Origin of the sequence: Allobosea sp., from assembly GCF_048595345.1 — a bacterium.
In the GTDB taxonomy this organism is placed as follows: domain Bacteria; phylum Pseudomonadota; class Alphaproteobacteria; order Rhizobiales; family Beijerinckiaceae; genus Allobosea.
Genome location: NZ_JBMDWH010000211.1, coordinates 1 through 22,804, shown reverse-complemented (window position 1 = coordinate 22,804; position 22,804 = coordinate 1). Strand labels below are relative to the sequence as shown.

General features: G+C 66.6%; 18 protein-coding genes. 9 read left to right on the top strand and 9 right to left on the bottom strand.

Features of this window, described 5'->3' with window-relative positions; genetic code table 11:
- Nucleotides 1–31: 31 nt before the first annotated feature.
- From ACOJTB_RS18010 to lysM, 3 genes are all read right to left on the bottom strand, one after another.
- Complete coding sequence (locus ACOJTB_RS18010) at nucleotides 32–985, bottom strand: YiiG family protein (RefSeq protein ID WP_420103902.1); 954 nt, start codon at nucleotides 983–985, stop codon at nucleotides 32–34.
- Between the two features lie 61 nt (nucleotides 986–1,046).
- Nucleotides 1,047–1,364 carry a rhodanese-like domain-containing protein gene (locus ACOJTB_RS18005; protein WP_420103901.1) on the bottom strand — a complete coding sequence of 106 codons (318 nt, stop codon included), beginning with the start codon at nucleotides 1,362–1,364 and terminating at the stop codon, nucleotides 1,047–1,049.
- A 175-nt stretch (nucleotides 1,365–1,539) separates the two neighbouring features.
- Complete coding sequence (gene lysM, locus ACOJTB_RS18000) at nucleotides 1,540–1,983, bottom strand: peptidoglycan-binding protein LysM (protein ID WP_420103900.1); 444 nt, start codon at nucleotides 1,981–1,983, stop codon at nucleotides 1,540–1,542.
- 189 nt (nucleotides 1,984–2,172) lie between these two features.
- Here lysM and ACOJTB_RS17995 point away from each other — a divergent pair, with 189 nt between their 5' ends.
- Entirely contained in the window at nucleotides 2,173–2,601 is a 429-nt protein-coding gene (locus tag ACOJTB_RS17995; RefSeq protein ID WP_420103899.1) for a GlcG/HbpS family heme-binding protein, read from the top strand.
- Between the two features lie 2 nt (nucleotides 2,602–2,603).
- Nucleotides 2,604–3,659, top strand: a complete 1,056-nt coding sequence (locus tag ACOJTB_RS17990; protein ID WP_420103898.1) for an NAD(P)/FAD-dependent oxidoreductase — start codon at nucleotides 2,604–2,606, stop codon at nucleotides 3,657–3,659.
- A 69-nt stretch (nucleotides 3,660–3,728) separates the two neighbouring features.
- Here ACOJTB_RS17990 and ACOJTB_RS17985 read toward each other — a convergent pair whose 3' ends face one another.
- Both ACOJTB_RS17985 and ACOJTB_RS17980 read right to left on the bottom strand, forming a co-directional pair.
- The gene (locus ACOJTB_RS17985; RefSeq protein WP_420103897.1) at nucleotides 3,729–6,185 is read right to left on the bottom strand and encodes a hypothetical protein; all 2,457 of its coding nucleotides are present in this window, start codon (nucleotides 6,183–6,185) and stop codon (nucleotides 3,729–3,731) included.
- Nucleotides 6,186–6,505: 320 nt separating this feature from the next.
- Nucleotides 6,506–7,744 (bottom strand): urate hydroxylase PuuD, encoded by a 1,239-nt coding sequence (locus ACOJTB_RS17980; RefSeq protein WP_420103896.1) that lies wholly within the window; start codon nucleotides 7,742–7,744, stop codon nucleotides 6,506–6,508.
- Nucleotides 7,745–7,865: 121 nt separating this feature from the next.
- On the opposite strand from ACOJTB_RS17980, the gene uraH reads away from it, so the two are divergent.
- Complete coding sequence (uraH, locus tag ACOJTB_RS17975; RefSeq protein ID WP_420103895.1) at nucleotides 7,866–8,225, top strand: hydroxyisourate hydrolase; 360 nt, start codon at nucleotides 7,866–7,868, stop codon at nucleotides 8,223–8,225.
- Between the two features lie 121 nt (nucleotides 8,226–8,346).
- Entirely contained in the window at nucleotides 8,347–9,768 is a 1,422-nt protein-coding gene (puuE, locus tag ACOJTB_RS17970) for an allantoinase PuuE (protein WP_420103894.1), read from the top strand.
- A 210-nt stretch (nucleotides 9,769–9,978) separates the two neighbouring features.
- On the opposite strand, the gene ACOJTB_RS17965 is transcribed toward puuE, so the two are convergent.
- Nucleotides 9,979–11,457, bottom strand: coding sequence for a UdgX family uracil-DNA binding protein (locus tag ACOJTB_RS17965; protein WP_420103893.1), 1,479 nt, complete (start codon nucleotides 11,455–11,457; stop codon nucleotides 9,979–9,981).
- Nucleotides 11,457–12,686, bottom strand: a complete 1,230-nt coding sequence (locus ACOJTB_RS17960; RefSeq protein ID WP_420103892.1) for a putative DNA modification/repair radical SAM protein — start codon at nucleotides 12,684–12,686, stop codon at nucleotides 11,457–11,459. The genes ACOJTB_RS17965 and ACOJTB_RS17960 overlap by 1 nt, the downstream gene beginning before the upstream one ends.
- Before the next feature lie 142 nt (nucleotides 12,687–12,828).
- Here ACOJTB_RS17960 and ACOJTB_RS17955 point away from each other — a divergent pair, with 142 nt between their 5' ends.
- The 3 genes from ACOJTB_RS17955 to glgX (ACOJTB_RS17945) all read left to right on the top strand — a co-directional run bounded on the left by ACOJTB_RS17955 (nucleotide 12,829) and on the right by glgX (ACOJTB_RS17945) (nucleotide 17,732).
- Entirely contained in the window at nucleotides 12,829–12,999 is a 171-nt protein-coding gene (locus ACOJTB_RS17955) for a hypothetical protein (protein ID WP_420103891.1), read from the top strand.
- Between the two features lie 166 nt (nucleotides 13,000–13,165).
- Complete coding sequence (locus ACOJTB_RS17950) at nucleotides 13,166–15,604, top strand: glycogen/starch/alpha-glucan phosphorylase (RefSeq protein ID WP_465248414.1); 2,439 nt, start codon at nucleotides 13,166–13,168, stop codon at nucleotides 15,602–15,604.
- 64 nt (nucleotides 15,605–15,668) lie between these two features.
- A complete protein-coding gene (gene glgX / locus ACOJTB_RS17945; protein ID WP_420103889.1) occupies nucleotides 15,669–17,732 on the top strand; it encodes a glycogen debranching protein GlgX in 2,064 nt (687 codons plus the stop codon).
- Nucleotides 17,733–17,813: 81 nt separating this feature from the next.
- On the opposite strand, the gene glgX (ACOJTB_RS17940) is transcribed toward glgX (ACOJTB_RS17945), so the two are convergent.
- On the bottom strand, nucleotides 17,814–19,901 hold the full coding sequence (glgX, locus tag ACOJTB_RS17940; protein WP_420103888.1) for a glycogen debranching protein GlgX: 2,088 nt from the start codon (nucleotides 19,899–19,901) through the stop codon (nucleotides 17,814–17,816).
- Nucleotides 19,902–20,110: 209 nt separating this feature from the next.
- Here glgX (ACOJTB_RS17940) and glgA point away from each other — a divergent pair, with 209 nt between their 5' ends.
- Nucleotides 20,111–21,640, top strand: a complete 1,530-nt coding sequence (glgA, locus tag ACOJTB_RS17935) for a glycogen synthase GlgA (RefSeq protein WP_420103887.1) — start codon at nucleotides 20,111–20,113, stop codon at nucleotides 21,638–21,640.
- A gap of 236 nt (nucleotides 21,641–21,876) precedes the next feature.
- Here glgA and ACOJTB_RS17930 read toward each other — a convergent pair whose 3' ends face one another.
- On the bottom strand, nucleotides 21,877–22,182 hold the full coding sequence (locus ACOJTB_RS17930) for a DUF2934 domain-containing protein (protein ID WP_420103886.1): 306 nt from the start codon (nucleotides 22,180–22,182) through the stop codon (nucleotides 21,877–21,879).
- Between the two features lie 214 nt (nucleotides 22,183–22,396).
- On the opposite strand from ACOJTB_RS17930, the gene ACOJTB_RS17925 reads away from it, so the two are divergent.
- Nucleotides 22,397–22,804, top strand: a 408-nt coding sequence (locus tag ACOJTB_RS17925; RefSeq protein WP_420103885.1) for a GlgB N-terminal domain-containing protein, incomplete at its 3' end; no start/stop codon positions are given.

Below are 22,804 nucleotides of genomic sequence, written 5' to 3'. Positions count from 1 at the left end.
GGGCTGGCGTTTTGCGCAGGGCGGGCGCGGCTCAGCGCTGCATGCGCACCGCCGTGTCGGCCAGCGAAATCATCATGTTGTAGTCCCGCACGATCCAGTTCGCGGTCTCGGCCGAGCCGCGGCGGACATCGCCCTTGTTCTTGGCGAGCTTGTCCGAGAAGTCGCGCAGCTTCCCGAGCCAGGTCCCGGCCTGGCTTTCGATCATCAGCGAAGCGCCCGGATTCTTGTCCTTGAAGGCGTCCATCTCGCGCACCGTCTTTGCATAATCTGCGGTCGCGGCATCGAAGGCCTTGAGATCGACGATCGGCTGCTGGTTGCTCGGCATCAGGTCGATGACGGCGCGGGCCGCGATCATGACATTGCGCACCTGCCAGCGGGCCGAGCGGCCCTCGCGCTGCTCCAGCGCGGCGAGTTCGCGCTGGTCGAGCCCCTTCTTGTAGACGCGCATCAGCGCATCCAGCTTGTCGCGCTCATCGAGGAAGGTCTTCGCTGCCGGCACCATCGCGGTATGCAGCTTCTGGCCCTCGGCCATGTTGTCGTCGCGGTAGTCCTTGCGGTCGTAATAGCGCTCGGCCTTGGTGATGAGCGGCGCCAGTTCCTGATAGGCCTTGATATAGCGCAGCATGGCGGCATCGATCTCCGGCAGCTTGGGCTCGGACGCGGCCATCTGCTCCGCCTTCTGGATCTCCTTGGTGACGTCGTAGAGGCTGTAGAGCCCGTAGGAGATATACATCTCCTTACCGGTCGGCCCCTTCTTCATGTCGACCCAGCTCGCATAGCGCTGCCAGGATTCGCGGGCGCGCAGCGTGCGGTTCATGAGCTGGGTGTAGGCGTTGGACTTGGCGATCGCGGCCTGCAGATCGCCCTCCCCGGCCGGCGCCGAAGCGGGGGCCGGAGCCGGAGCCTGTGCGAGAGCCGGAAGCGGCGAAACGAGGCCGAGCGCCAGGGCGCAAGCGGCGCCGGCGACGAAATGACGGGTCAGCATGGAACATCCTCTGTCACGAAGGCCGGGGCGCCGGCTTGCGGCGCGCCAGGGGTTCAGAGTCTCAGTCGAAGGAAACGGTCTCGCCGCGCAGGGCCCAGTCCTTGAAACCGCCGGCATAATGGGCATCGACCGGCAGGCCCGCGGCCTGGGCGGCGGCGAGAGCATGGCGCGAACGCACCCCGGCCGCACAGGAGAAGACCAGCCGCTTGCCCTCCGCCTCCGGAAGAGCGGCCGGATCGAAGGTCGAGAGCGGATGCGAGAGGGAGGCGGGAATATGCCCGGCGGCGAATTCATGCGGCTCGCGCACATCGACGAGCAGGATCGAGCCCTCGGCCAAACCCTGCTTGATGTCGTCGATGTCGAGATCGGTGATCGTCATGACGGCCTGCGTAAGATCAAGTCGTTCATCATCCGTCATCCCGGACTTGTCCCGGGATCCATCGAAGGGCGCCGAGCTCTACGATGGATCCCGGAGCAGCGCTGCTCTGCAGTTCGTCCGGGATGACGTCCATCCCTCCGAAACGTCATCTGCACAATGCCGATGACGGTCCGGCTCAGCCCTGCGGCGGAATGCGCAGCACCCAGCCCGGCTGTATCAGGTCGGGGTTCTTCACCGGCGGCGTGTTGGCCTTGACGATCTCGGTGTATTTGGCGCCCTGCCCCTTGCCGTAATGCTCCTCGGCGATCTTCCAGAGCGTGTCGCCCTTCTTCACCGTGTAGAACACGGCGGCGGGAGCCTCCTTGGTCACGGCGAGCTCGGATTCCACCTCGGCGACGCCGGTGGTGTTGCCGAGCGCGAGGATGATCTTCTCGGCCTGCTCCTGAGATACGGCCTGACCGGACACCTTCACCTTGTCGCCATCGACCGTCACGGTCACATCGGAGGGCAGGCCATGGCCGGCGAGTTCCTTCTTGAGATCGTCGGCGGTGGCCGCCTTGGCTTCGCCGCTGCCGAAGATCTTGGCACCGGCTTCCTTGATGAAACTGAACAGACCCATGGAGACCTCCTCGGTTGGGGCTTTATCAAGCCTGCTAGCCATATGCGACGCAAGCACGACATGACCTGGCGACCTCCACGATCGGACGCACGCCTGTCTTCCGTCACGCTCATGGACGACATTCCGGCGTTCCGCTTCCCCAAAGCGCAACTGGCTGGCACAACGATGCCACCCACCTCGGAGTTCCTCATGCTGACCCTCGTCCAGGCCCAGACCATCCTGTCGACCGCGCTCGACCATGCTTCGTCCCAGGGCTTCAAGCCGCTCGCCATCGCGATCCTCGACGCGCGCGGCGCCCAGAAGGCCTTCGCGGCTCAGGACGGCACCAGCCTGAAGCGGGCCGAGATCGCGCTCGGCAAGGCCCATGGCGCCGTCGCCCTCGGGCTGGGCTCGCGCGCGCTCCACAAGATGGCGCAGGAGCGCCCCTATTTCATCGAGGCGGCGACCCATGCGGTCGGCGGCCTGCTGGTGCCGGTCCCGGGCGGAGTGCTGATCCGCGATTCGGCCGGCGCATTGCTCGGCGCGGTCGGCATCTCGGGCGACACCTCCGACAATGACGAGGCCGCCGCGCTGGCCGGCATCGCCGCCGCCGGGCTCGCCGCGGATACGGGCGCCTGACCATGGGCGAGGCGGCCGGGGTCAGCGAGGTCATCGAAACCGACGTCGTCATCGTCGGCGCCGGCCCCTGCGGCCTGTTCGCGGTGTTCGAGCTGGGCCTGCTCGACATCCGCGCCCATCTCGTCGACATCCTGCCGAAGGTCGGCGGCCAATGCGCCGAGCTCTATCCGGAAAAGCCGATCTACGACATTCCGGGCTTCCCGATGGTGACCGGCCAGGCGCTGGTGGACAATCTGCTGGAGCAGATCAGGCCCTTTAGCCCCACCTTCCATCTCGGCCAGATGATCGAAACGGTCGAGCCGCTCGGCAGCACGCAAGCGCCGCGCTTCCGCGTCACCACCGATGCAGGCACCGTGTTCGACACGAAGACGGTCGTCATCGCCGCTGGCGGCGGCTCGTTCCAGCCGAAGAAGCCACCGATCCCAGGCATCGAGGCCTATGAGGACGGAGCGGTTTATTACGCCGTGCGCCGCATGGAGACCTTCCGCGACCGGGACGTGCTGATCGTGGGCGGCGGCGATTCGGCGCTGGACTGGACGCTGAATCTCATGCCGGTCGCCCGCCGCGTCACGCTGATGCACCGGCGCGACGATTTCCGCGCCGCGCCCCATTCCGTCGAGCAGATGCGCGCACTTGTCGCCGAGGGTCGCATGGAGATGAAGCTCGGCCAGGTCACGGGGCTGAAGGGGCAGGACGGCCAGTTGGAGGCAGCGATCTGCCGCGACGCCGCCGGCGAGACCTTCGAGATCGCCTGCGATGCGATGCTGCCCTTCTTCGGGCTGACGATGAAGCTCGGCCCGATCGCGAATTGGGGCCTGAACCTCCATGAAAACCTGATCCCGGTCGGGACCGAGACATTCGAGACATCGACGCCCGGCATCTTCGCCATCGGCGACATCAACACCTATCCGGGGAAGCTCAAGCTCATCCTCTCGGGCTTCCACGAAGGCGCGCTCTGCGCCCAGAAGGTGCATCGCTACATCTATCCCGACAAGCGCCTGACCTTCCAGTACACAACCTCCTCGACGAGCCTGCAGAAGAAGCTCGGCGTCGCTTGAGGGTCCGAAGGTGACCTGCCGCCGATAGCCTCCCCGCCATTGCGAGGAGCGAAGCGACGCAGACGCCGCCTACTGGGCCAGCGCCTCGCCCGGAATCTGCGCGGCAGCCGTCCCGCCGCGCGCCGCAGCGGACATGGTGCTGCCGAGCTTCAGCGAATCGCGCACGGCCGGCGACGGACCCGCCAACACAGGGCCGCGCAGAGGCGCCTCGGCGACGCTGGGCTCGTCATGATCGCGCGGCGGGGCCGGAGGAGCGAGATCGACCGGCTCCTGCGGATCGATGCGCTCGCGCAGCTCCGCGACCGCCCCTTCCAGCGGCCGGAAGGTGAAACGGACGCGATGCTTGCCGGCCGGGACCTGCACGGCGCGGAACAGCACGTTCGCCTTCAGGATCTCGGTCTCGGTCCCATCGACCTCGGCCCGCCACCAGGGGTGCCAGACATCGTTGAGCACCACGAATCCAGCGGTGGGGGTGTCGACCTCGATCTCCACCTCGGCATTGCGATAGCGCGCCAGCTTCAGCTGCGCCGCCACGGCCAGCGGGCCTTCATGCACGCTCTGCGGCGGCTCGCTGTCGAGCAGCACGACCTGCTGGGGATCGGCATTGTCCGGCCAGCGGCCAGAGAGCTTCATCGAATCGAAATCGGCGAATTGCCAGCCGCCGAAGAACTGCACGCGCGGCAGCGCATGCGGGTTCTCATAGACATAGCCCTCCTTGGTCCGGGCGATCAGCTTGAGATCGTCGCCATGCAGCGCGTGATCGACCTGCTGGATCGGAACCGGCGAGGCGATGTAACGCAGGCCCAGCAGGTTCGCCATGCGGCAGCGATAGGATGGGAAGAGCGGGGTGAACTTGCGCTCGGACGGGCTGGCGATGCCGTCCCGCGTGCCCACCGCCTCGGAGAAATCCTCCAGCCGCAGCGGATTGTAGCCGAGCGTGTGGTCGAAGCCATGGACCATGCTGGCATTGGGCCATTCGAAACCGAGGCCCAGAAGCTCGACACGGTCGCGCCGCGTCGAGCCCGCCGGCTGCGCCGTGAGATGCTTGAGCAGCGCGATGGTCTCGTTCCGGGTCGAGGGCTCGAGCACGTCATAGATCTTCGGCGGCAACGCGGTCGATTCGTTGGGGCCGTTATTGGCGCGCAGATCAGCCGCCATCACGCCCGCCACCAGCACGACGGAGGCCACCGGCGCGAGCCCCGTCCGGCAGCGCTGGAGCGCGAGAAAGAGCAGCCCCGCCGCGGCGAACCAGCCGAGTGCGAGGCCCACCGGCTTCCAGGCCTGGGCGAGATGGCCGGCGCCGCGCGAGACCAGCAGACCCGTCGCGACGGCCGCGAGCACCACGCAGGCGCCGATCACGAGATCGCGGCGGAAGGAGGTGCCGGGAGCGGCGCTGAGGATGCGGTGCAGCACATAGCCGGCCAGGACCGCACCCAGCGCGCCGATGAGGAAGGTGGCGTCGGCCGGCCGGCGGAACACCTTGACGCCCGGCAGATAATCATAGGCGAGTTGGAAGACGGGCGTGTAGCGGCCCAGGGCGAACAGCACCATGAACACGAAGCCGATCGTCAGCGGCCGGATCGCCTTGTCCCACAGAAAGCCGCGGGTCACCCCGGGCGCGATCAGCAGGAGCAGCGGCAGCGCGCCGAAATAAACCTGCCCCATATTCTGGGAGAGGTAGAGCTCCTTGACCCAGCCGGGATTGTTGTACGGTCCCCAGAAATCGACATTCGGATCCTTCGCGCCGAACAGATCCCCGATGAAGGCGGTCAGCAGCGAAACCGGGTGCAGCGAGCCGCGCCCCGCCTCAGCGAGATCGATTTCGGGCCGGGTCGTTGCTTCGGCGAAAAGCCAGGTCCAGAGCAGCGGCAGCGCGATCAGCGCGAGTCCGGCGACGCAGGCGAGCGCGAGCGGCCCGAGGCTCGCCCGCACCGAAGGCCAGCCGCCGGCCAGCCAATGCGCCACGACGACGCCGACCAGGACATAGGCGCCGAGCAGCACGATCTGGTCGGGATCGAGCACCATCAGCCCGCCCGCCAGACCAGCGAAGAGACCCGAAAGCAAAGTGTTCCGCTGCAGCATCCGCGCCGTCAGCCACAGCGTCACCGCGAAGAAGGCCAGGCTCGCGATCTGCCCGACATGCTGGACCCGCCAGGCGGCCGAGGCCCCGAAGGCGAAGACCAGCGCCGCAAGCAGCGCGCCGGCCGGATGCCAGCCGCGATCCCTGAACAGCATGATGAGGGCCAGCCCGCCCACCAGCAAATGGCCGAGCACGAAGGCGTCGACCTCGCGGAAGCTCGGATTGGACGAGATCAGGGCGAGAAGGATCGCGGGCGAGAAGATGAGCGATTGCGGATCGGCGATCTGCGGCGAGCCGGCGAAGACGTTGTGGTTCCAGAACGGCGACTGGCCGGAATGGATCGCCTGGGCGAGGAACTGGATCTGCGCCTGAAAATGCGCCTTCGCATCGAAGGGAATCGTCACCGACCCCGACAGCCAGGGCCAGCACAGGATGACCCATGCCACGACAAAACCGATCGCTGCCGCCCAGTAGCCGGCGCGCCGCACGTCCACGCTTTGCAACGGAACCCCCGAGGTCCCGAGGCGTGGACGGCACCGTTCTCGGCACCGGTCTCCAGCCTCTACCGTGCCGAGGGTGTGATATGTCACCTGAACCGAAACTGAATGCGATCACGCATCCGTGAAGAATCGTGCCGTTAGGTTACGACCCCCTCTCCTCGATACATGAATCAAGAGCATTCGTGTCTGACCCTCACCCTGGAGGTGCCTGAACGGGCCTCCCGAATGGTCTCCTCAGCATAAGAACCAAGTGGAGCCGGCCGCTGTCAGGATGCCCCGCCGGCCAGCCAGCGCGCCAGCACGCGCCTTTCCTCCGGCGTCATCCCGGAGAGGTTGTTGGGCGGCATCGCATGGGTCATCACTGCCTGAGTCCGGATGGCGCGGGCATGCAGGGCGATCTGCTCGGGCCCGTCAAGCAGCACCCCCTTGGGCGCGATCTGGATGCCAGGCCAGCTCGGCTCGGGCGCGTGGCACATCGCGCAGCGGCCGGTGACGATCGTGGAAACCTCGGCCGGCGGCAGCGTCATTCCCGCCAGCAGCACCGGCTTCGGCTCCGCCCGCGGCGCTAGTCCCAGCCGCTCGCGCCCGCCCGGCGAGGCCGACATCGCGACCCAGAAGGCGAACCAGAGCGCAAGCACCGCCACCGCCCAGCACCACCACGGCGATTTCGCATGGTCGGCATGGCGGACGTTGAAGAAGTGGCGGATCAGCGCGCCGGCCACGATCACCAGCGCGACCAACAGCGGGATCACGGCCGCATTGGCATAGGTGACGGGGTAATGGTTCGACAGCATGAGGAACAGCACCGGCAGGGTGATGTAGTTGTTGTGCGTCGAGCGCTGCTTGGCCGCCTTGCCATATTTCGGATCGGGCTTCTCTCCGGCCGTCAGCGCGGCCATCACCTTCCTTTGGCCCGGCATGATGTTGAAGAAGACATTGGCGGTCATGATCGTCGCCATCAGCGCGCCGGTGTGGATCAGCGCCCCGCGCCCAGAGAACACGTTGGCGAAAGCCCAGCTCGCGGCGACGACATAGGCGAAGCCGATCAGCCCGAGCCAGACATCGTGTCTGCCCAGCGGCGACTTGCACAGCCCGTCATAGATCAGCCAGCCGCCGGCCAGCGCCGCGATGCCGATCGCGCCCGCCGCTCCGGCTGAGAGCTGCATCACCGCCGGATCGATCAGATAGAGTTCCGACTGGGCGTAATAGACCCAGACCAGCAGGAAGAAGCCGGAGATCCAGGTCCAGTAGCTCTGCCATTTGTGCCAGGTCAGCTCCGCCGGCATCACGGCCGGCGCGACCATGTATTTGCGCATCTCGTAGAAGCCGCCGCCATGCACCTGCCAGGCGCGCCCCCCGGTCCCGGCCGGAATGTCGGAAGCCGGCCGCAAGCTGGCGTCAAGATGGATGAAGAAGAAGGAGGAGCCGATCCAGGCGATCGCCGTGATGACGTGGAGCCAGCGCAGCATCATGCTGCCCCATTCCATCAGATAGGCGCTGAGCATGGCGGTCGCTGTCCTCTCTGGGGCGAACCGGTACGAGACACCGGTGGACTTCGCCGATCCGCAAAGTACGGTTGGCCTGCGCCGGCATGCAAGTTGCTGGCCTTCTCGCGGCAACGAAAGGGTGACCATGGCAGGGCTGACGACGCATATCCTCGACACCCATGGCGGCGTGCCGGCGGCCGGGGTGGCGATCACCTTGCGGCGTCTGACGCAGGGCACCGCCGAAATCCTGGTCGAAACATTCAGCAATGCCGATGGCCGCACCGACGCCCCTCTCCTGACGCCTGAGGCGACCGTGCCCGGAATCTACGAGATCGACTTCGCCATCGGGCCCTATTTCCGCAGCCGCGGCGTGCCCTTACCCGACCCTGCCTTCCTGGAGGTGGTGACGGTGCGCTTCGGCCTCGCAGACACCGCGCGCCACTGGCATGTGCCGCTCAACGTCTCGCCCTATGGCTATACGACCTATCGGGGGAGCTGACGGGCGGCCACGACAACCGCGCCGTCTTCCCGGAGTGGTGAACTTTGCGTCAGGCGAGACACTTCACAAGTCGCGACAGCGGCTTAGGGTGATCACCTGAATCACTTTGCGAGCCCGCCCGATGACCCAGACCGCCTATCCCCGCGACATGAAGGGCTATGGCCGCACCCCGCCGCATCCGCATTGGCCGGGCGGCGCGCGCATCGCCGTGCAGTTCGTGATCAATTACGAGGAGGGCGGCGAGAACAACATCCTGCATGGCGACGCGGCCTCGGAAGCCTTCCTTTCCGAGATCGTCGGCGCGGCGCCCTGGCCCGGCCAGCGCCACATGAACATGGAGTCGATCTACGAATACGGCTCCCGGGCCGGCTATTGGCGGCTGTGGCGGATGTTCACCGAGCGGCAGATGCCGGTCACCGTCTTCGCGGTGGCGAGCGCGCTGGCGCGCTATCCGGAGATCGCCGAGTCCATGCAGGAGGCGGGCTGGGAGATCGCCACCCATGGCCTGAAATGGATCGACTATCGCGACGTGCCCAGGGAGCGCGAGCGCGCCGACATCCTCGAAGCCATCCGCATCCAGAGCGAGCTCACCGGCGCCCGCCCTCTCGGCTGCTATCAGGGCCGCACCTCGGAAAACACCATCCCGCTGACCATGGAGGAAGGCGGCTTCCTCTACACGGCGGATGTCTATGCCGATGAACTGCCCTATTGGCTCGCCGGCCCCAAGGGGCCGCAACTGGCCGTGCCCTACACGCTCGACGCCAACGACATGCGCTTCGCCACGCCGCAAGGCTTCAACAGCGGCGACCAGTTCTTCGCCTATCTGAAGGACAGCTTCGACACGCTCTATGCCGAGGGCGAGACGGCGCCGAAGATGATGTCGGTCGGGCTGCATTGCCGCCTCGTCGGCCGTCCGGGCCGGGCTGCGGCGCTCGCCCGCTTCCTCGACTACGTGAAGAGCCACGACGAGGCCTGGGTCGCGACGCGGCTCGACATCGCCCGCCACTGGGTTCGCCATCATCCGCCGGCCGGCGGCTATCGCCCTTCCGCCGTGCCCAAGGCGCTCTTCGTCGAGGTGTTCGGCCGCATCTGGGAAAACGCGCCCTGGATCGCCGAGGCGACTTTCGATGCCGGTATCACAGGCGCCCATGACCAGCCCGAAGCGCTCCATGCCGCGATGGTCGCGGTGATGCGCGTCGCAGACCGGGAGCGCCTGACCGACCTGCTGCGCGGCCACCCCGACCTCGCCGGCAAGCTCGCAGCCGCCGGGGAGATGACCGAGGAATCGATCGGCGAGCAGGCCTCCGCCGGGCTCGACCGCCTGACGACGGAGGAGCGCGCCCGCTTCACCAGCCTGAACGACGCCTACAAGACCCGCTTCGGCATCCCCTTCATCATGGCGGTGAAGGGCGAGACCAAGGCCGACATCCTCGCCGCCTTCGAGACGCGGCTGAAAAACGACACCGAGCAGGAGTTCGAGGCCGCTCTGGCGCAGGTGGAGAAGATTTCGCTGCTGCGGCTGAAGGAGCTGATGGCGGGGTGAAGGCGAGGTTACGCCTTCGCCATAAGCTGCTTTGAAGCCCTCATCCGATGCCCCGAAGAACCGCGCCGTCGTCCCGGGCAAGCGGCGTCAGCCGCACCGGTCCGGGACCCCTGCCTGAACCTTCATCGTCAGCGTTCCCGCATGGGTCCCGGGTCTCCCTTCGGTCGCCCGGGACGAGTCGCGCTCGGTGGGAAGGCCGGAGAGACCTTTTCAAGCCGCCTGCCCCAGCTTCAGCGCCGGCGCCCTGCCGCCAACCCGCTTCAGATCCGCAACGAAGCGGGCATATTCGCGGCGCTTGGCCTCCTCGTCCGGCAGCCGGAGAAGGAAGGAGGGATGGACCGTCGCCAGCAGCGGCGTGCCGTCCTCCAGCTTCAGATCGGCCTCGCGCGCCTGCGCCAACGCGCCGGCATGCCCCGTGAGCGAGCGCAGGGCCGAGGCGCCGAGCGAGACCACCAGCGCCGGCTTGACAAAGCCCAGTTCGAGATCGAGCCAGAACTTGCAGGCCTTGATCTCCCCGACATTCGGCTTCTCATGGATGCGGCGCTTGCCGCGCAGCTGGAATTTGAAGTGCTTCACCGCATTGGTGACATAGGCGCGGTTCCGGTCTAGCCCCGCCTCGGACAGCGCCCGATCGAACATCTGGCCGGCCGGCCCCACGAAAGGCTTGCCCGCCAGATCCTCCTGATCGCCCGGCTGCTCGCCGACGAAGACCACCGGCGCATCGAGCGGCCCTTCGCCGAAAACGGTCTGCGTCGCGTTGCAATGCAACTCGCAGCGGGTGCAGCCGCGCGCGGCTTTGGCAGCGGCCTCCCAGCTGCCCAATGCGGCGGCCTCTTCCTGCCCCCCGGCCTGCGCCTGTCGCGAGGCCTGTCGCAGATGCCGCTCGGGCGGAAGCGTGGGCGCCTTCATCACCATCTCCTCGGCGCGGCGGGCGGCGCCCGCGATCAGGGGAGCAATCAATTCGGCCTCGGGCAGGTTCCGCCAGTATTTCACCGGCATCTCCGCCTTCATCGCTTTGATCTTGAGCCGCGCCGGGTTGAATATGCCGGCGTAATAGGTCCGCCAATAGGCCTCCATCGCGTCATCGTCCGGCGCATCGGCCTTGGTCGCCGCAGGCCCGACCTGCAGGGCGGCGCCATCCCAATGCAGAGATCCCTGCGGCGTGAGGATCGACCATTGCATCACTCTGAACCGCCCGGTGAAGAAAGACGCCGCCCGCTCCAGAATGAAATGCTCCGGCTCGAACCAGGCGATGAACGGCCCGTTCTCGCCCGCACCCTCGACCGCCCGAAAGCGGACGAAGGCGGTCATCTTGTGAATGTCGCGCCGAACCGACTTCGCCATCGCCTCCGCCCGCGCGACATCGCCATCGACGGCCACCTCGAGCAGCCCGGGCTCGGCCTGCAGCCGCAGCAGCAACCGGTAGAGCAGGCCCAGGCGCTCGGGATCGCGATGGCAGATCACCGTCTGCGCCAATTCCAGAAAGCGGCGCGGCACGGTCAACTCGGCGCGCCCTTCCGCCACGAGCGCAGCCGTCTCCTCCAGCGCCGGCCCAAAGAGCCCGCCCTGCTCTGCCTCGCCGACCAGCCAGGCGACGGCCTCCGGAGGGATGCCGGCGAGCGCGAGCCGCCGCGCCTCCCGACGCCAGCCGGCGAAATCCGCAGGTCCGGCGAGCCGCGCCGCGATCATCAGAACAGCACCAGCTGCTGCGGCTGCGGCGTCAGCCGCGCCTTCAGCCCCGCGCTGTCGAGCGAGGCGCCCGGCCGCCAATCCGCCGCCGCGATGAAATGCCGGATCGTGGCGATCGACCGCGTCAATCGCCCGACATCCTCCAGCCGCAGCTGACGGAACCGTCGCGAGGCTAGAATGCGGTCGACGCTCTTCGTGCCGAGTCCCGGCACCCGGAGCAGGCTCTCGCGATCGGCCCGGTTGACATCGACCGGGAAACGGCCGCGATGGCGCAGCGCCCAGGCGAGTTTGGGGTCGATCTCCAGATCCAGCATCTCGCCCGGCCCGAAGATCTCCTCGACCTCGAAGCCGTAAAACCGCGTCAGCCAATCGGCCTGATAGAGCCGATGCTCGCGCATCAGCGGCGGCGCCAGCAACGGCAGCTGCTTCGAAGCGTCCGGGATCGGGCTGAAGGCCGAATAATAGACCCGCTTCAGGCCGAAGCTGCCATAGAGCAGAGCGCTGCGCTTCATGATCGCGGCATCGCTGGCGCCGTCGGCCCCCACGATCATCTGCGTGCTCTGGCCGGCCGGCGAGAAGGCCGGCGCCTTCTTCGTCTTGCTGCGCTCCTCCTTCGCCTCCTCGATCTTGAGCTTGAGCCCGCCCATGGCGCTGCGGATCTCGACCGGCTGCTTCTCGGGGGCGAACTGCGCCAGCGCCGCCTCGCTCGGCAGCTCGACATTGATCGAAACGCGATCGGCATAAAGCCCCGCCTCGTCGATCAATTCGCGGCTGGCGCCAGGGATGAGCTTGAGGTGGATGTAGCCGCGGAACTGATGCTCGCTGCGCAATGTCTTCGCGACCCTGACCAGCTCCGCCATGGTGTAGTCGGCCGAGCGGATGATGCCGGAGGACAGAAACAACCCCTCGATATAATTGCGACGATAGAAATTCAGCGTCAGCGCGACGACCTCCTCCACCGTGAAGCGGGCGCGGCGGACATTGCTCGACGAGCGATTGATGCAGAACACGCAGTCGAAGCTGCAGAAATTGGTCAGCAGAATCTTCAGCAGCGAGATGCAACGCCCATCCGGCGCATAGGAATGGCAGATGCCGGCGCCCGTCGTCGATCCGAGCCCCTTCCCCCCTCGCGAATCGCGCTTCGTCGTCGCGCTGGAGGCACAGGACGCATCATATTTCGCGGCGTCGCTGAGGATTTCCAGTTTCTCCATCACGCTCAGTTGGGCCATGCTCCGTCTCCGGCTGTCCCCCGCCGATCCGATATCCGTTCGCTATTTGTTCTTTAGCGCATTCGATTGCCATTGGCCAGCCCGCGGAACCCGCGCTTCGGATGCCGCGTTGCTCCGGCGCCTTCACCAAAGGGAATGCGCCATGTTTCGCCTGCTTCTCGTCATCCTCGTCCTGGCCATCGGCTACGACGCCATCGCCCATCAGGGCGCCTATACGCGCGACGCCTGGAACAGCATCGTGCGTCTGACCGATTCCTCGGTGAACGGCGCCCGCGAACTCGGCGAGCGAGCGCGCGACGAAATCCGCAGTTGAGCGCCGGAGGGCGCGGATTTGGGCAAATGCTCGGCCTCATCGATGCCGCACTGCGGCATTTTGATCTGGACTTGAGCGCCGGATCACCTGACAGTCCCGGCGGGTCGCAACAGCAGGGAATGCCTCTTTGTCCGACAGCGCCGTCGCCAGCAGCCAGCCCAAACCCGTGCATTTCGAGCCCGACGATCAGGTCGAGCGCCTGAAGGCCGAGATCCTCAGGAAGCTCACCTATTCGCTGGGAAAGAACCCCTCGGTCGCGCAGCCCCATGACTGGCTGACCGCCGGCATCCTGACGGCGCGAGACCATGTCGTCGATGTCTGGCACGGCTCGACGAAGGAGAGTTACGCGACCGGGCGCAAGCGCGTCTATTATCTGTCGCTGGAGTTCCTGATCGGCCGCTCGCTGGCCGATACGCTGAACAATCTCGGCCTCACCGGCCCGATGGCGCAGGCGATGCGCGAGCTCGGCGTCGACCTCGACAAGATCGAGACGATCGAGCCCGACGCCGCCCTGGGCAATGGCGGTCTCGGCCGGCTGGCGGCCTGCTATATGGAGGCGATGGCCTCAACCGGCGTTCCGGCGCTGGGCTATGGCATCCGCTACGACCACGGCCTGTTCAAGCAGCGCATCGACGGCGGCAAGCAGATCGAGGTGCCCGAGGACTGGCTCTCCTTCCGCAATCCCTGGGAGTTCGAGCGGCGCGAATCCTCCTATCGCATCGGCTTCGGCGGGTCGGTCACCGGCACGGCGACGCCCGGCGAGGTGTTCTGGGCGCCGGAGGAGACCATCTTCGCAGTCGCCTACGACACGCCGATCGTCGGCTGGCGCGGCACCGAGGCGACGACGTTGCGCCTTTGGCGCGCCCGCGCCATGCACCCGCTCTCGCTGGACGCCTTCAACCAGGGCGACCTCATCGGCGCCGTCGCAGAGCGCAACCGCGCCGAGGCGATCTCCAAGGTGCTCTATCCCAACGACTCGACTCCTGCCGGGCAGGAGCTGCGCCTGCGGCAGGAGTTCTTCTTCACCTCCGCCTCGCTGCAGGATCTGGTGCGGCGCCATTTCCGCCAATACGGCAAGCTGGAGAACCTGGCCGACAAGGTCTCGATCCAGCTCAACGATACCCATCCCTCGCTCGCCGTCGCCGAGCTGATGCGGCTGCTGATCGACCAGCACAAGCTGGAATGGGAAGCGGCCTGGGAGATCACCAATGCGACGATCTCCTACACCAACCACACCCTGCTGCCGGAAGCGCTGGAGACCTGGCCGGTCGCGCTGATGGAGCGGCTGCTGCCGCGCCATATGCAGATCATCTTCGGCATCAACGCCCGCTTCCTCGACGGGGTGCGCCGCGACCAGCCGCAGGCCGATCTCGCCGCGCTGTCGCTCATCGACGAGAGCCATGGGCGGCGCGTGCGCATGGCCCATCTCGCTTTCGTCGGCTCGCACAAGGTCAACGGCGTCTCGGCGCTGCATTCCAACCTGATGAAAGAGACGGTGTTCGCCCCGCTCCATCGCGTCTTCCCCGAGCGCATCACCAACGTCACCAACGGCATCACCCAGCGCCGCTGGCTGTTCAGCGCCAATCCGGGCCTGACCTCCCTGCTGAAGGAAAGCTGCGGCGAGGCGGTGCTCGACGATATCGGCCAGATCCGCAAGCTCGGCGCCCATGCGGCCGACGGCGCCATGCATGACCGGCTGCGCGCCATCCGGCGCGGCAACAAGGAGAAGCTCGCCCGGCTGATACGGCAGGATTGCGGCGTCACCGTCGATCCGGACGCGCTGTTCGACGTGCAGATCAAGCGCATCCACGAATACAAGCGCCAGCTGCTCAACATCCTCGAGACGATCGCGCTCTACGACGCCATTCGCTCCGAGCCCTATCGCGACTGGGCGCCGCGCGTGAAGATCTTCGCCGGCAAGGCGGCCTCCAACTACGCCACGGCCAAGGCGATAATCAATCTGATCAACGACGTCGCGGCGGTGGTGAACAACGACATCACCACCCGCGACCGGCTGAAGGTGGTCTTCCTGCCGAACTACAATGTCAGTCTCGCCGAGATCATCATCCCGGCTGCGGATCTCTCCGAGCAGATCTCGACGGCCGGCATGGAAGCCTCCGGCACCGGCAACATGAAGTTCGCGCTCAACGGCGCGGTCACCATCGGCACGCTCGACGGCGCCAATATCGAGATCGGCGAGCGCGTCGGCGAGGAGAACATCGTCATCTTCGGCATGACCGCCGAACAGGTCGAGGCCGCCAAGCGCAATCCGCGCCCCAGCGCCGACATCATCCGCGACACGCCGCATCTGGAAGGCGTGCTCGATGCAGTGGCGGGCGGCGCCTATTCGCCGGGCGAGCGCGACCGTTATCTCGGCCTCGTCAACGGCCTCAAGGCCAATGACTGGTTCATGGTGCTCAACGATTTCGAGAGCTATCGGCTGGCGCAGAGGAAGGTGGACGGGCTTTGGGCCGACCCCGCGACCTGGTGGAAGATGTCGGTCACCAACACGGCTCATTGCGCCTGGTTCAGCGCGGACCGCGCCATCCGCGAATATGCCGAGCGGATCTGGAACGTGCCGCTGACCCCCCCGGTGCAGGGGTGAGGGAACGGGCGGCGCCGCCCCATCGTTTCGGGGCTCCCCAAGAGAGCGGAGCCCCGCAGACGCAATGACCGTGCCGACGATGCTGCCCTGCCCGTTGCCGGCGACGATGGGCACGAGCGTGACGAAGGATGGCGTCGCCTTCGCCGTCTTCTCGCGCCATGGCGAGCGGGTTTCGGTCTGTCTCTTCGACGAATCCGGCGAGCATGAGACGGCTCGCCTGCCGCTGCCCTGCCGCAGCGGCGACATCCATCACGGCTTTCTGCCCGGTGCCGACGCGGAGCTGCGCTACGGCCTGCGCGTCGAAGGTCCGTGGCAGCCGGAGCGCGGCCACCGCTTCGATCCGACCAAGCTGCTGATCGACCCCTGTGCAACGCGGGTGGACCGGCCGTTTCGCTGGGATCGGCGCCTCGCGCAGCGCGGCGAGGATACGGCTGACCTGGTGCCGCGCTGCGTGGTGGAGGCCGGCGGTGCCCGTCCGAGCCCTCATCCTGAGGAGCGCCCTGGGCGCGTCTCGCAGGAGGGACCAGCAGGCTCGGGAGCTGCCGCAACCATCCTTCGAGACGCCGCTGTCCCGGCTCATGAGGATGAGGGCTGGAGCTGCGCCAGACCCAGCTTCATTTACGAGCTCGCGGTCAAATCCTTCACGATGCGCCACCCGGCTGTGCCCGAGCGGCTGCGGGGAACGCTGGCTGCGCTGACTGAGCCCGCCATTCTCGCGCATCTTAAGCGCCTCGGCGTCAGCCATGTCGAGCTGATGCCCGTCGCCGCGTGGATGGACGAGCGCCATCTGCCGCCGCTCGGTCTCGCCAATGCCTGGGGTTACAACCCGATCAATTTCTTCGCGCTCGACCCGCGTCTGGCTCCGGGCGGCGCGGCCGATCTCGCCGCGCTCTGCGCAGCCTATGCGCAGGCCGGCATCGGGGTGCTCCTCGACATCGTCTTCAACCACACCGCCGAGAGCGACGAGTTCGGAGCGACGATCTGCCTGCGCGGGCTCGACAACGCCGTCTATTATCGCCATGCGGCCGACGATCCCGGCCGGCTGATCAACGACACCGGGTGCGGGCACACGCTGGCGCTTGATCGCGGCCCGGTGGTGCGCATGGCGATGGATGCGCTTCGGCATCTGAGAGGCCTCGGCGTCGCCGGCTTCCGCTTCGATCTCGGCACGGTGATGGGCCGCACGGAGCAGGGCTATACCCCGGACGCCCCCCTGCTGGCGGCGATCCTGCAGGACCCCGACCTCTCGCGAACGATCCTGATCGCCGAGCCCTGGGACATCGGCCCGGGTGGCTATCAGCTCGGCCGCTTTCCCGCCCCCTTCGCCGAGTGGAACGGGCGCTATCGCGACGATGTCCGCCGCTTCTGGCGCGGCGATGCGGGCATGGCAGGCGCGCTGGCGACGCGGCTTTCAGGCTCCTCCGACCTTTTTTCCGCCTCCCATCGCGGTCCCTGCGCCAGCATCAATTTCATCGCCGCCCATGACGGCTTTCCGCTCGCCGATCTCACCGCCTATGCGGCCAAGCACAACGAGGCCAATGGCGAGGGCAATCGCGACGGCGACAGCGACAACCACAGCTGGAACGGCGGGGCCGAGGGCCCAAGCGACGAGCCGGCCATCCTCGCGGCGCGAGCCCGCGATATCCGCGCCCTGCTGGCCACCCTCTTCCTCTCGCGCGGGATTCCGATGCTCACCGCCGGCGACGAATTCGGCCGGACTCAACATGGCAACAACAACGCCTATGCCCAGGACAACGCTGCCTTTTGGCTCGACTGGGAGGAGGCGGATGAGGGTCTCATGGGCTTCGTCGCGGTACTGGCGACACTGCGGCGGGACCATCCTCTCCTTGCCGCCGACCGCTTCCTGACCGGCGCGGGCGATCCGCCCGATGCGCGCTGGTTGAAACCCGATGGAAGCTCGGTCCGAGACGAGGACTGGGCCGGGCTCGACGCTTTTTGTCTGCTGCTGAATGGCGAGGAGGAGACCCTGCTGATCGCCATCAATCGCGGGCGGGAGGCGGTCCCGCTGCTGTTGCCGGACGGGAGCTGGGAACCGCTGATCCTGTCGGAGGGTGCAGGGGACGGCGAGTTACCGGCTCGGAGCGTTGGGCTCTGGCTCAAGAGCTAAGGGCCTCCCCTGTCATTCCGAAGCGTGCCGAAGGCATTAAACCGGAATGACAGGGTGCGAAGCCCCGGATATCAACGCGCCTTACATCAGCACGATCAGCGAACGCGGCGAGAGCGTGATCTCCTGATCCGCCTTCAGCCCCTTGCGGCCTTCATCCGAGCCGGGACCCGTCTCGGTGTCGAGCACCACCGACCAGGAGCCGGTCTTCACCCGCGGCGGGATCTTGAAGACGACGTCGCCGTCGAAGGCGTTGAACAGGATCAGCGCCTCGTCGCCGCCCTCTTCCACATCCGGCATATGCATCAGCAGGCCGATGGCGCGCACGCCCTCGTCGTCCCAATGTTCCTCCTGCTGGTCGCCGCCCGCCGGGTTCACCCAGCGCAGGATGCAGCCGTCGCGGAAGGAGGCGCGGCGGAAGATCGGATGCTCGGCCCGCAACTGCGTCACCCGCTGCACGAAGCCGACCAGCGCCTTGTCGCGCTCGCCGATCTCGTCCCAGCGCATCCAGGCGATCTCGTTGTCCTGGCAATAGACGTTGTTGTTGCCGCGGTTGGAATGGCCGTGCTCATCGCCGGCCAGCAGCATCGGCGTGCCATGCGAGAGCAGCAGCGTCGCCAGCATGTTGCGCTTCTGGCGCTCGCGCACGGCGATGATGCCTTCGTCCTCGGTCGGCCCTTCGGCGCCGTAGTTGAAGGACAGATTGTGGCCGTGGCCGTCCTTGTTGTCCTCGCCGTTCTCTTCGTTGTGCTTCTCGTTGTAGGAAACGAGATCGTTCAGCGTGAAGCCGTCATGGGCGGTGAGGAAGTTGACGCCCGCCCAGGGTCGGCGGCCGCGCAGATCGTAGATGTCGCCGGAGCCCGTGATGCGCGCGGCAAGGTCGCGGATCATCCCCTCCTCGCCCTTCCAGTAGCCGCGCACCGTGTCGCGATATTTATCGTTCCACTCGGCCCAGCCGGGCGGGAAGCCGCCCACCTGATAGCCGCCAGGCCCGATATCCCAGGGCTCGCCAACGAGCTTGACCTTGCGCAGCACCGGGTCCTGCCCCATCGCGTCGAAGAAGCCGCCGCGCTGGTCGAAGCCATGCGGCTCGCGCCCGAGGATGGTGCCGAGATCGAAGCGGAATCCGTCGACCTCCATCACTTCGGTCCAGTAGCGGAGCGAATCCATCACCATCTGCAACACGCGCGGATGGCTGAGATTGACGGTGTTCCCGGTGCCGGTGTCGTTAATGTAGAAGCGCGCCTCGTCGGGCATGGTCCGGTAATAGGAGAAGTTGTCGATGCCCTTGAAGGAGAGCGTCGGCCCCATCTCGTTGCCTTCAGCAGTGTGGTTGTAGACCACGTCGAGGATCACCTCGAGCCCGGCATCATGGAACCGCCGCACCATGTCGCGGAAGGAGGAGAGCCCCGCCTGGCCGCAATAGCGCTGCATCGGCGCAAAAAAGCCGATGGTGTTGTAACCCCAGTAATTGGTGAGGTTCTTGGCCTCGAGATAATGGTCGTCGAGATAGGCGTGGACCGGCAAGAGCTCGACCGAGGTGACGCCGAGGCTCTTGATGTAGTCGATGATGGCCGGCTCGCTCATGCCGTCGAAGGTGCCGCGCTTGCCTTCCGGCACCTTGGGATGCAGCTTGGTGAAGCCGCGCACATGGGTCTCGTAGAAGATCGTCCGGTCCCACGGCACGCCCGGCTTGGATGGCATCTGCGCGTCGGCCTTCCAGTCGACCACCACGCATTTGGGCGTGAAGGGGGCGCTGTCGATCTCGCTGAAGCTCAGATCCTTGTCGCCCTCCGCATTGACGTCATAACCGTAATGAGCCTCGTTCCACTGGAGCTGCCCGGCGAATTCGCGGGCATAAGGGTCGAGCAGCAGCTTGTTGGGGTTGAAGCGATGGCCCTCCTCGGGAGCGAAGCGGCCATGGACGCGATAGCCATAGCGCTGGCCCGGTTTCACCCCCGGTAGATAGCCATGAAAGATCTCGTCGGTATATTCCGGCAGGGTGATCCGTGCCGTCTCGGTCGTGCCGCTTTCGTCGAACAGGCACAGCTCGACCCGCTCGGCATGCGCCGAGAACAGCGCGAAATTGGTGCCTTCCCCATCATGAACTGCCCCCAGCTCGGCGCAATGGCCCGGCTGCACTTCGATCCGCTTGCCCTGTTCGTCAGCCATTCTCGCCTCTCGGATCGCCTGTGGCGGGGCCGCAGAAATGCAGAACCCTCGTCACCACCGGTCGTCATGCTTGCCGCGAAGGCTGCAACGTGATCCGCTGGGGTTCGTTCCGGGAAGGCACTTAACTTGCATGAAATATTTTGCGCCGCAGCATGGAACCGATGCACTGCGGCGACGTTGATCGCGTGGCGGCTGGCGAGGGCATGGCGATGGCGGAGGTTCTTAAGCTGGCGGAGGCCGAGCGCGTCTCGTCGACGTCGGGCCATGCTTTGACCTACGCCCCCGCCGTCAAGGACGATCCGTACGACCGCCCCTCGCCGATCCCGGCCACCACGAAGCTGCTCTTCGTCACCTCCGAGATGGGGGATTTCATCAAGGCCGGCGGCCTGGGCGAGGTCTCGACCGCCCTGCCCCGCCAGCTGCGCAATTTCTGCGATGTGCGCGTGCTCCTGCCGGGCTACCGGCCGGTGCGCAAGGCCAGCCCCGCCATGGAGATCGTGCGGCAGATGCCGCGCACCGCCGGCCTGCCGGCCTGGTCGCTCGGGCGCTTCGCCACGGCGGACGGGCTGACGATCTATGCCGTGCTCTGCGACGAACTCTATGATCGCGAAGGCTCGCCCTACGGCCCCTTCGCCGGCGGGGATTTCGCCGATAACGACATCCGCTTCGCCCGGCTTTCGCTGGCGGCGGCCGAGATCGCGGCCGGAGAGGCCGACCCGAACTGGAAGCCCGACGTCCTCCATCTCAACGACTGGCCCTCGGCCCTGGCCGCCGGCTATATGCGCTGGAAGGGGCTGGCGACGCCCTCGATCCTCACCATCCACAACCTCGCTTACCAGGGCCTCTACCAGCCGCAGCGGATGGGCACCCTCGGCATTCCGGACCTCGCCTTCCACGTCAACGGCGCCGAATTCCACGGCAAGGTCTCGTTCCTGAAGAGCGGGATCTTCTATGGCTCGCACGTCACGACCGTCAGCGAGACCTATGCCCATGAGATCACCACGCCCGAGCATGGCTGTGGCTTAGAGGGCCTGCTGAAGACCCGCATGGAGGAAGGCCGGCTGACCGGCATCGTCAACGGCATCGACGACAGCTGGAACGCACTGGTCGAAGGCGGCAAGACCTCCGAGCAGATCGTGCGGCAATGGAAGCGCCGCAACGCCGCTGCGATCCGCCAGAGCTTCGAGCTGCCGGAATCGCGCGGGCCGCTTTTCTCGATCGTCTCGCGGCTCGTCCACCAGAAGGGCATCGACCTCTCGCTGGAAGCGGCCGAGACCATCGTCGCCCAGGGCGGCCAGCTCGTCGTCACCGGCCGCGGCGAGCCGCGCATCGAGGATGCGGTGGAGAAGCTCGCGCGCCGCTACCCCCACGCCGTCGCCGCCCGCATCGGCTTCGACGACAACGAGGCGCGCCGCCTCTTTGCCGCGAGCGACTTCCTGTTGATGCCCTCGCGCTTCGAGCCTTGCGGGCTGAGCCAGATGTATGCCCAGCGCTCCGGCGCCCTGCCGATCGCCTACCGCACCGGGGGCTTGGTCGACACGATCGAGGATGGGCTCTCGGGCTTCCTGTTCTCCTCGCTGACCGGGGCCGGGCTGGCCGATGCGGTCAAGCGCGCGCTGGAAGCGTTCAAGTCGAAGCGTGCCTTCCTGCAGATGCGCGAACACGCGATGGCCAAGCGCTTCGATTGGCGCAAGCCGACCTTCCGCTATGCGGATGTTTACGCGAGGGCGATGGCCTGAGGCCGCCTCACGCGAGGCGGCTCGGCGTCTCGCTGAACGATACTGGCCACGCAGCGAAACCGCGGCGACCAGAATCCATCACCGGCTCAAATCGCTTTTCGACCGATGCTGGGTTTCAAGTGATCGGAGCATTTCGGGAAAACGCGGATACGGGCAGTGCTCGGCACGCCTGTACATAGCTGCCCCGCCGCTCGATGCCGATGGAGCGGTCGTCAGACCGCTCGCGAGAACCTGCGTCAGACCTTGCCCTTGGCGGATGTCTTGCTGGGCGCCTTTGCCGGCTTAACTTCGACGCTCTTCGCCGTGGCCTTCTTGCCCGCCCCGCCAGCGGCAGCGCGCGTCGCTGCGGCATCCTTCGCCTTGGGGGCAGCGTCTTTGGCTTTCGCCTTGGCAGGCGCTTTGGCTTTGCCGTCCGAACCCGTCAGACTGGCGGCAACGCGCTCCTCGGCAAGGCGCCAATGCTCGGCATCGCGCCCCTGTGGCTTTCCTTCCGCCTCCCAGATCGCATAGGCGGTGTCGCGGACGATCTGCTCTCGGCTCATCGCGGCTATCTCCAGCTCGGCTCTCGGGCTCACGCCCCTGGGTCAACGGAAACCTGGAAGCTTGGTTCCGCGCGAACAGGCATGCGAAACCAGCCGAACATCATCGTCGCAGGATCGCTTGCGGGCGGAACGCCAACACGATCTGCTGCGTTGCATCATGGCTGATTCCGCATCTCCGGTGGAGTCGTTTCAGAAAGTCCGAAACAGACCGACGATGCGCCAGACCCTGCCAGCCTTGCCCACCCTCGCCCCCAACGATCTGCTGATGCTGGAGGAGGCCCGCCACCCGGACCCCTTCTCGGTCCTCGGCCGACATGGCTATGAGGGCGGCGCCTTCGTGCGCGCCTTTCTGCCGGGCGCTCCTTATGTCGAGCTGGTCACCGGCGAGGGCGAGAACCGCCGCGTCGTGCCGATGATCTCAAACGGCAACGGCGTCTTCGAGGCCGCGGCGCCTGAGGGCGAGCCCTATCGGCTGCGGGTCTCGTGGCCCGATGCGATCGTCGAAACGGCGGACCCCTACGCCTTCGGCATTCTGCTGCCCGATGACGACATCTACCTCTTCGCCGAGGGCCGGCATTTCGATCTCTCGACGCGCCTCGGCGCCAATCCCGCGACGTTCGAC

Coding starts and splice junctions, on each gene's coding strand:
- ACOJTB_RS18005 (WP_420103901.1), bottom strand. CDS start 1,364: ATGACGATCACCGATCTCGACATCGACGACATCAAGCAGGGTTTGGCC.
- glgX (WP_420103889.1), top strand. CDS start 15,669: ATGACCGTGCCGACGATGCTGCCCTGCCCGTTGCCGGCGACGATGGGC.
- ACOJTB_RS17995 (WP_420103899.1), top strand. CDS start 2,173: ATGCTGACCCTCGTCCAGGCCCAGACCATCCTGTCGACCGCGCTCGAC.
- ACOJTB_RS17980 (WP_420103896.1), bottom strand. CDS start 7,744: ATGCTCAGCGCCTATCTGATGGAATGGGGCAGCATGATGCTGCGCTGG.
- ACOJTB_RS17990 (WP_420103898.1), top strand. CDS start 2,604: ATGGGCGAGGCGGCCGGGGTCAGCGAGGTCATCGAAACCGACGTCGTC.
- lysM (WP_420103900.1), bottom strand. CDS start 1,983: ATGGGTCTGTTCAGTTTCATCAAGGAAGCCGGTGCCAAGATCTTCGGC.
- ACOJTB_RS17955 (WP_420103891.1), top strand. CDS start 12,829: ATGTTTCGCCTGCTTCTCGTCATCCTCGTCCTGGCCATCGGCTACGAC.
- ACOJTB_RS17960 (WP_420103892.1), bottom strand. CDS start 12,686: ATGGCCCAACTGAGCGTGATGGAGAAACTGGAAATCCTCAGCGACGCC.
- ACOJTB_RS17930 (WP_420103886.1), bottom strand. CDS start 22,182: ATGAGCCGAGAGCAGATCGTCCGCGACACCGCCTATGCGATCTGGGAG.
- glgA (WP_420103887.1), top strand. CDS start 20,111: ATGGCGGAGGTTCTTAAGCTGGCGGAGGCCGAGCGCGTCTCGTCGACG.
- glgX (WP_420103888.1), bottom strand. CDS start 19,901: ATGGCTGACGAACAGGGCAAGCGGATCGAAGTGCAGCCGGGCCATTGC.
- ACOJTB_RS17965 (WP_420103893.1), bottom strand. CDS start 11,457: ATGATCGCGGCGCGGCTCGCCGGACCTGCGGATTTCGCCGGCTGGCGT.
- puuE (WP_420103894.1), top strand. CDS start 8,347: ATGACCCAGACCGCCTATCCCCGCGACATGAAGGGCTATGGCCGCACC.
- ACOJTB_RS18010 (WP_420103902.1), bottom strand. CDS start 985: ATGCTGACCCGTCATTTCGTCGCCGGCGCCGCTTGCGCCCTGGCGCTC.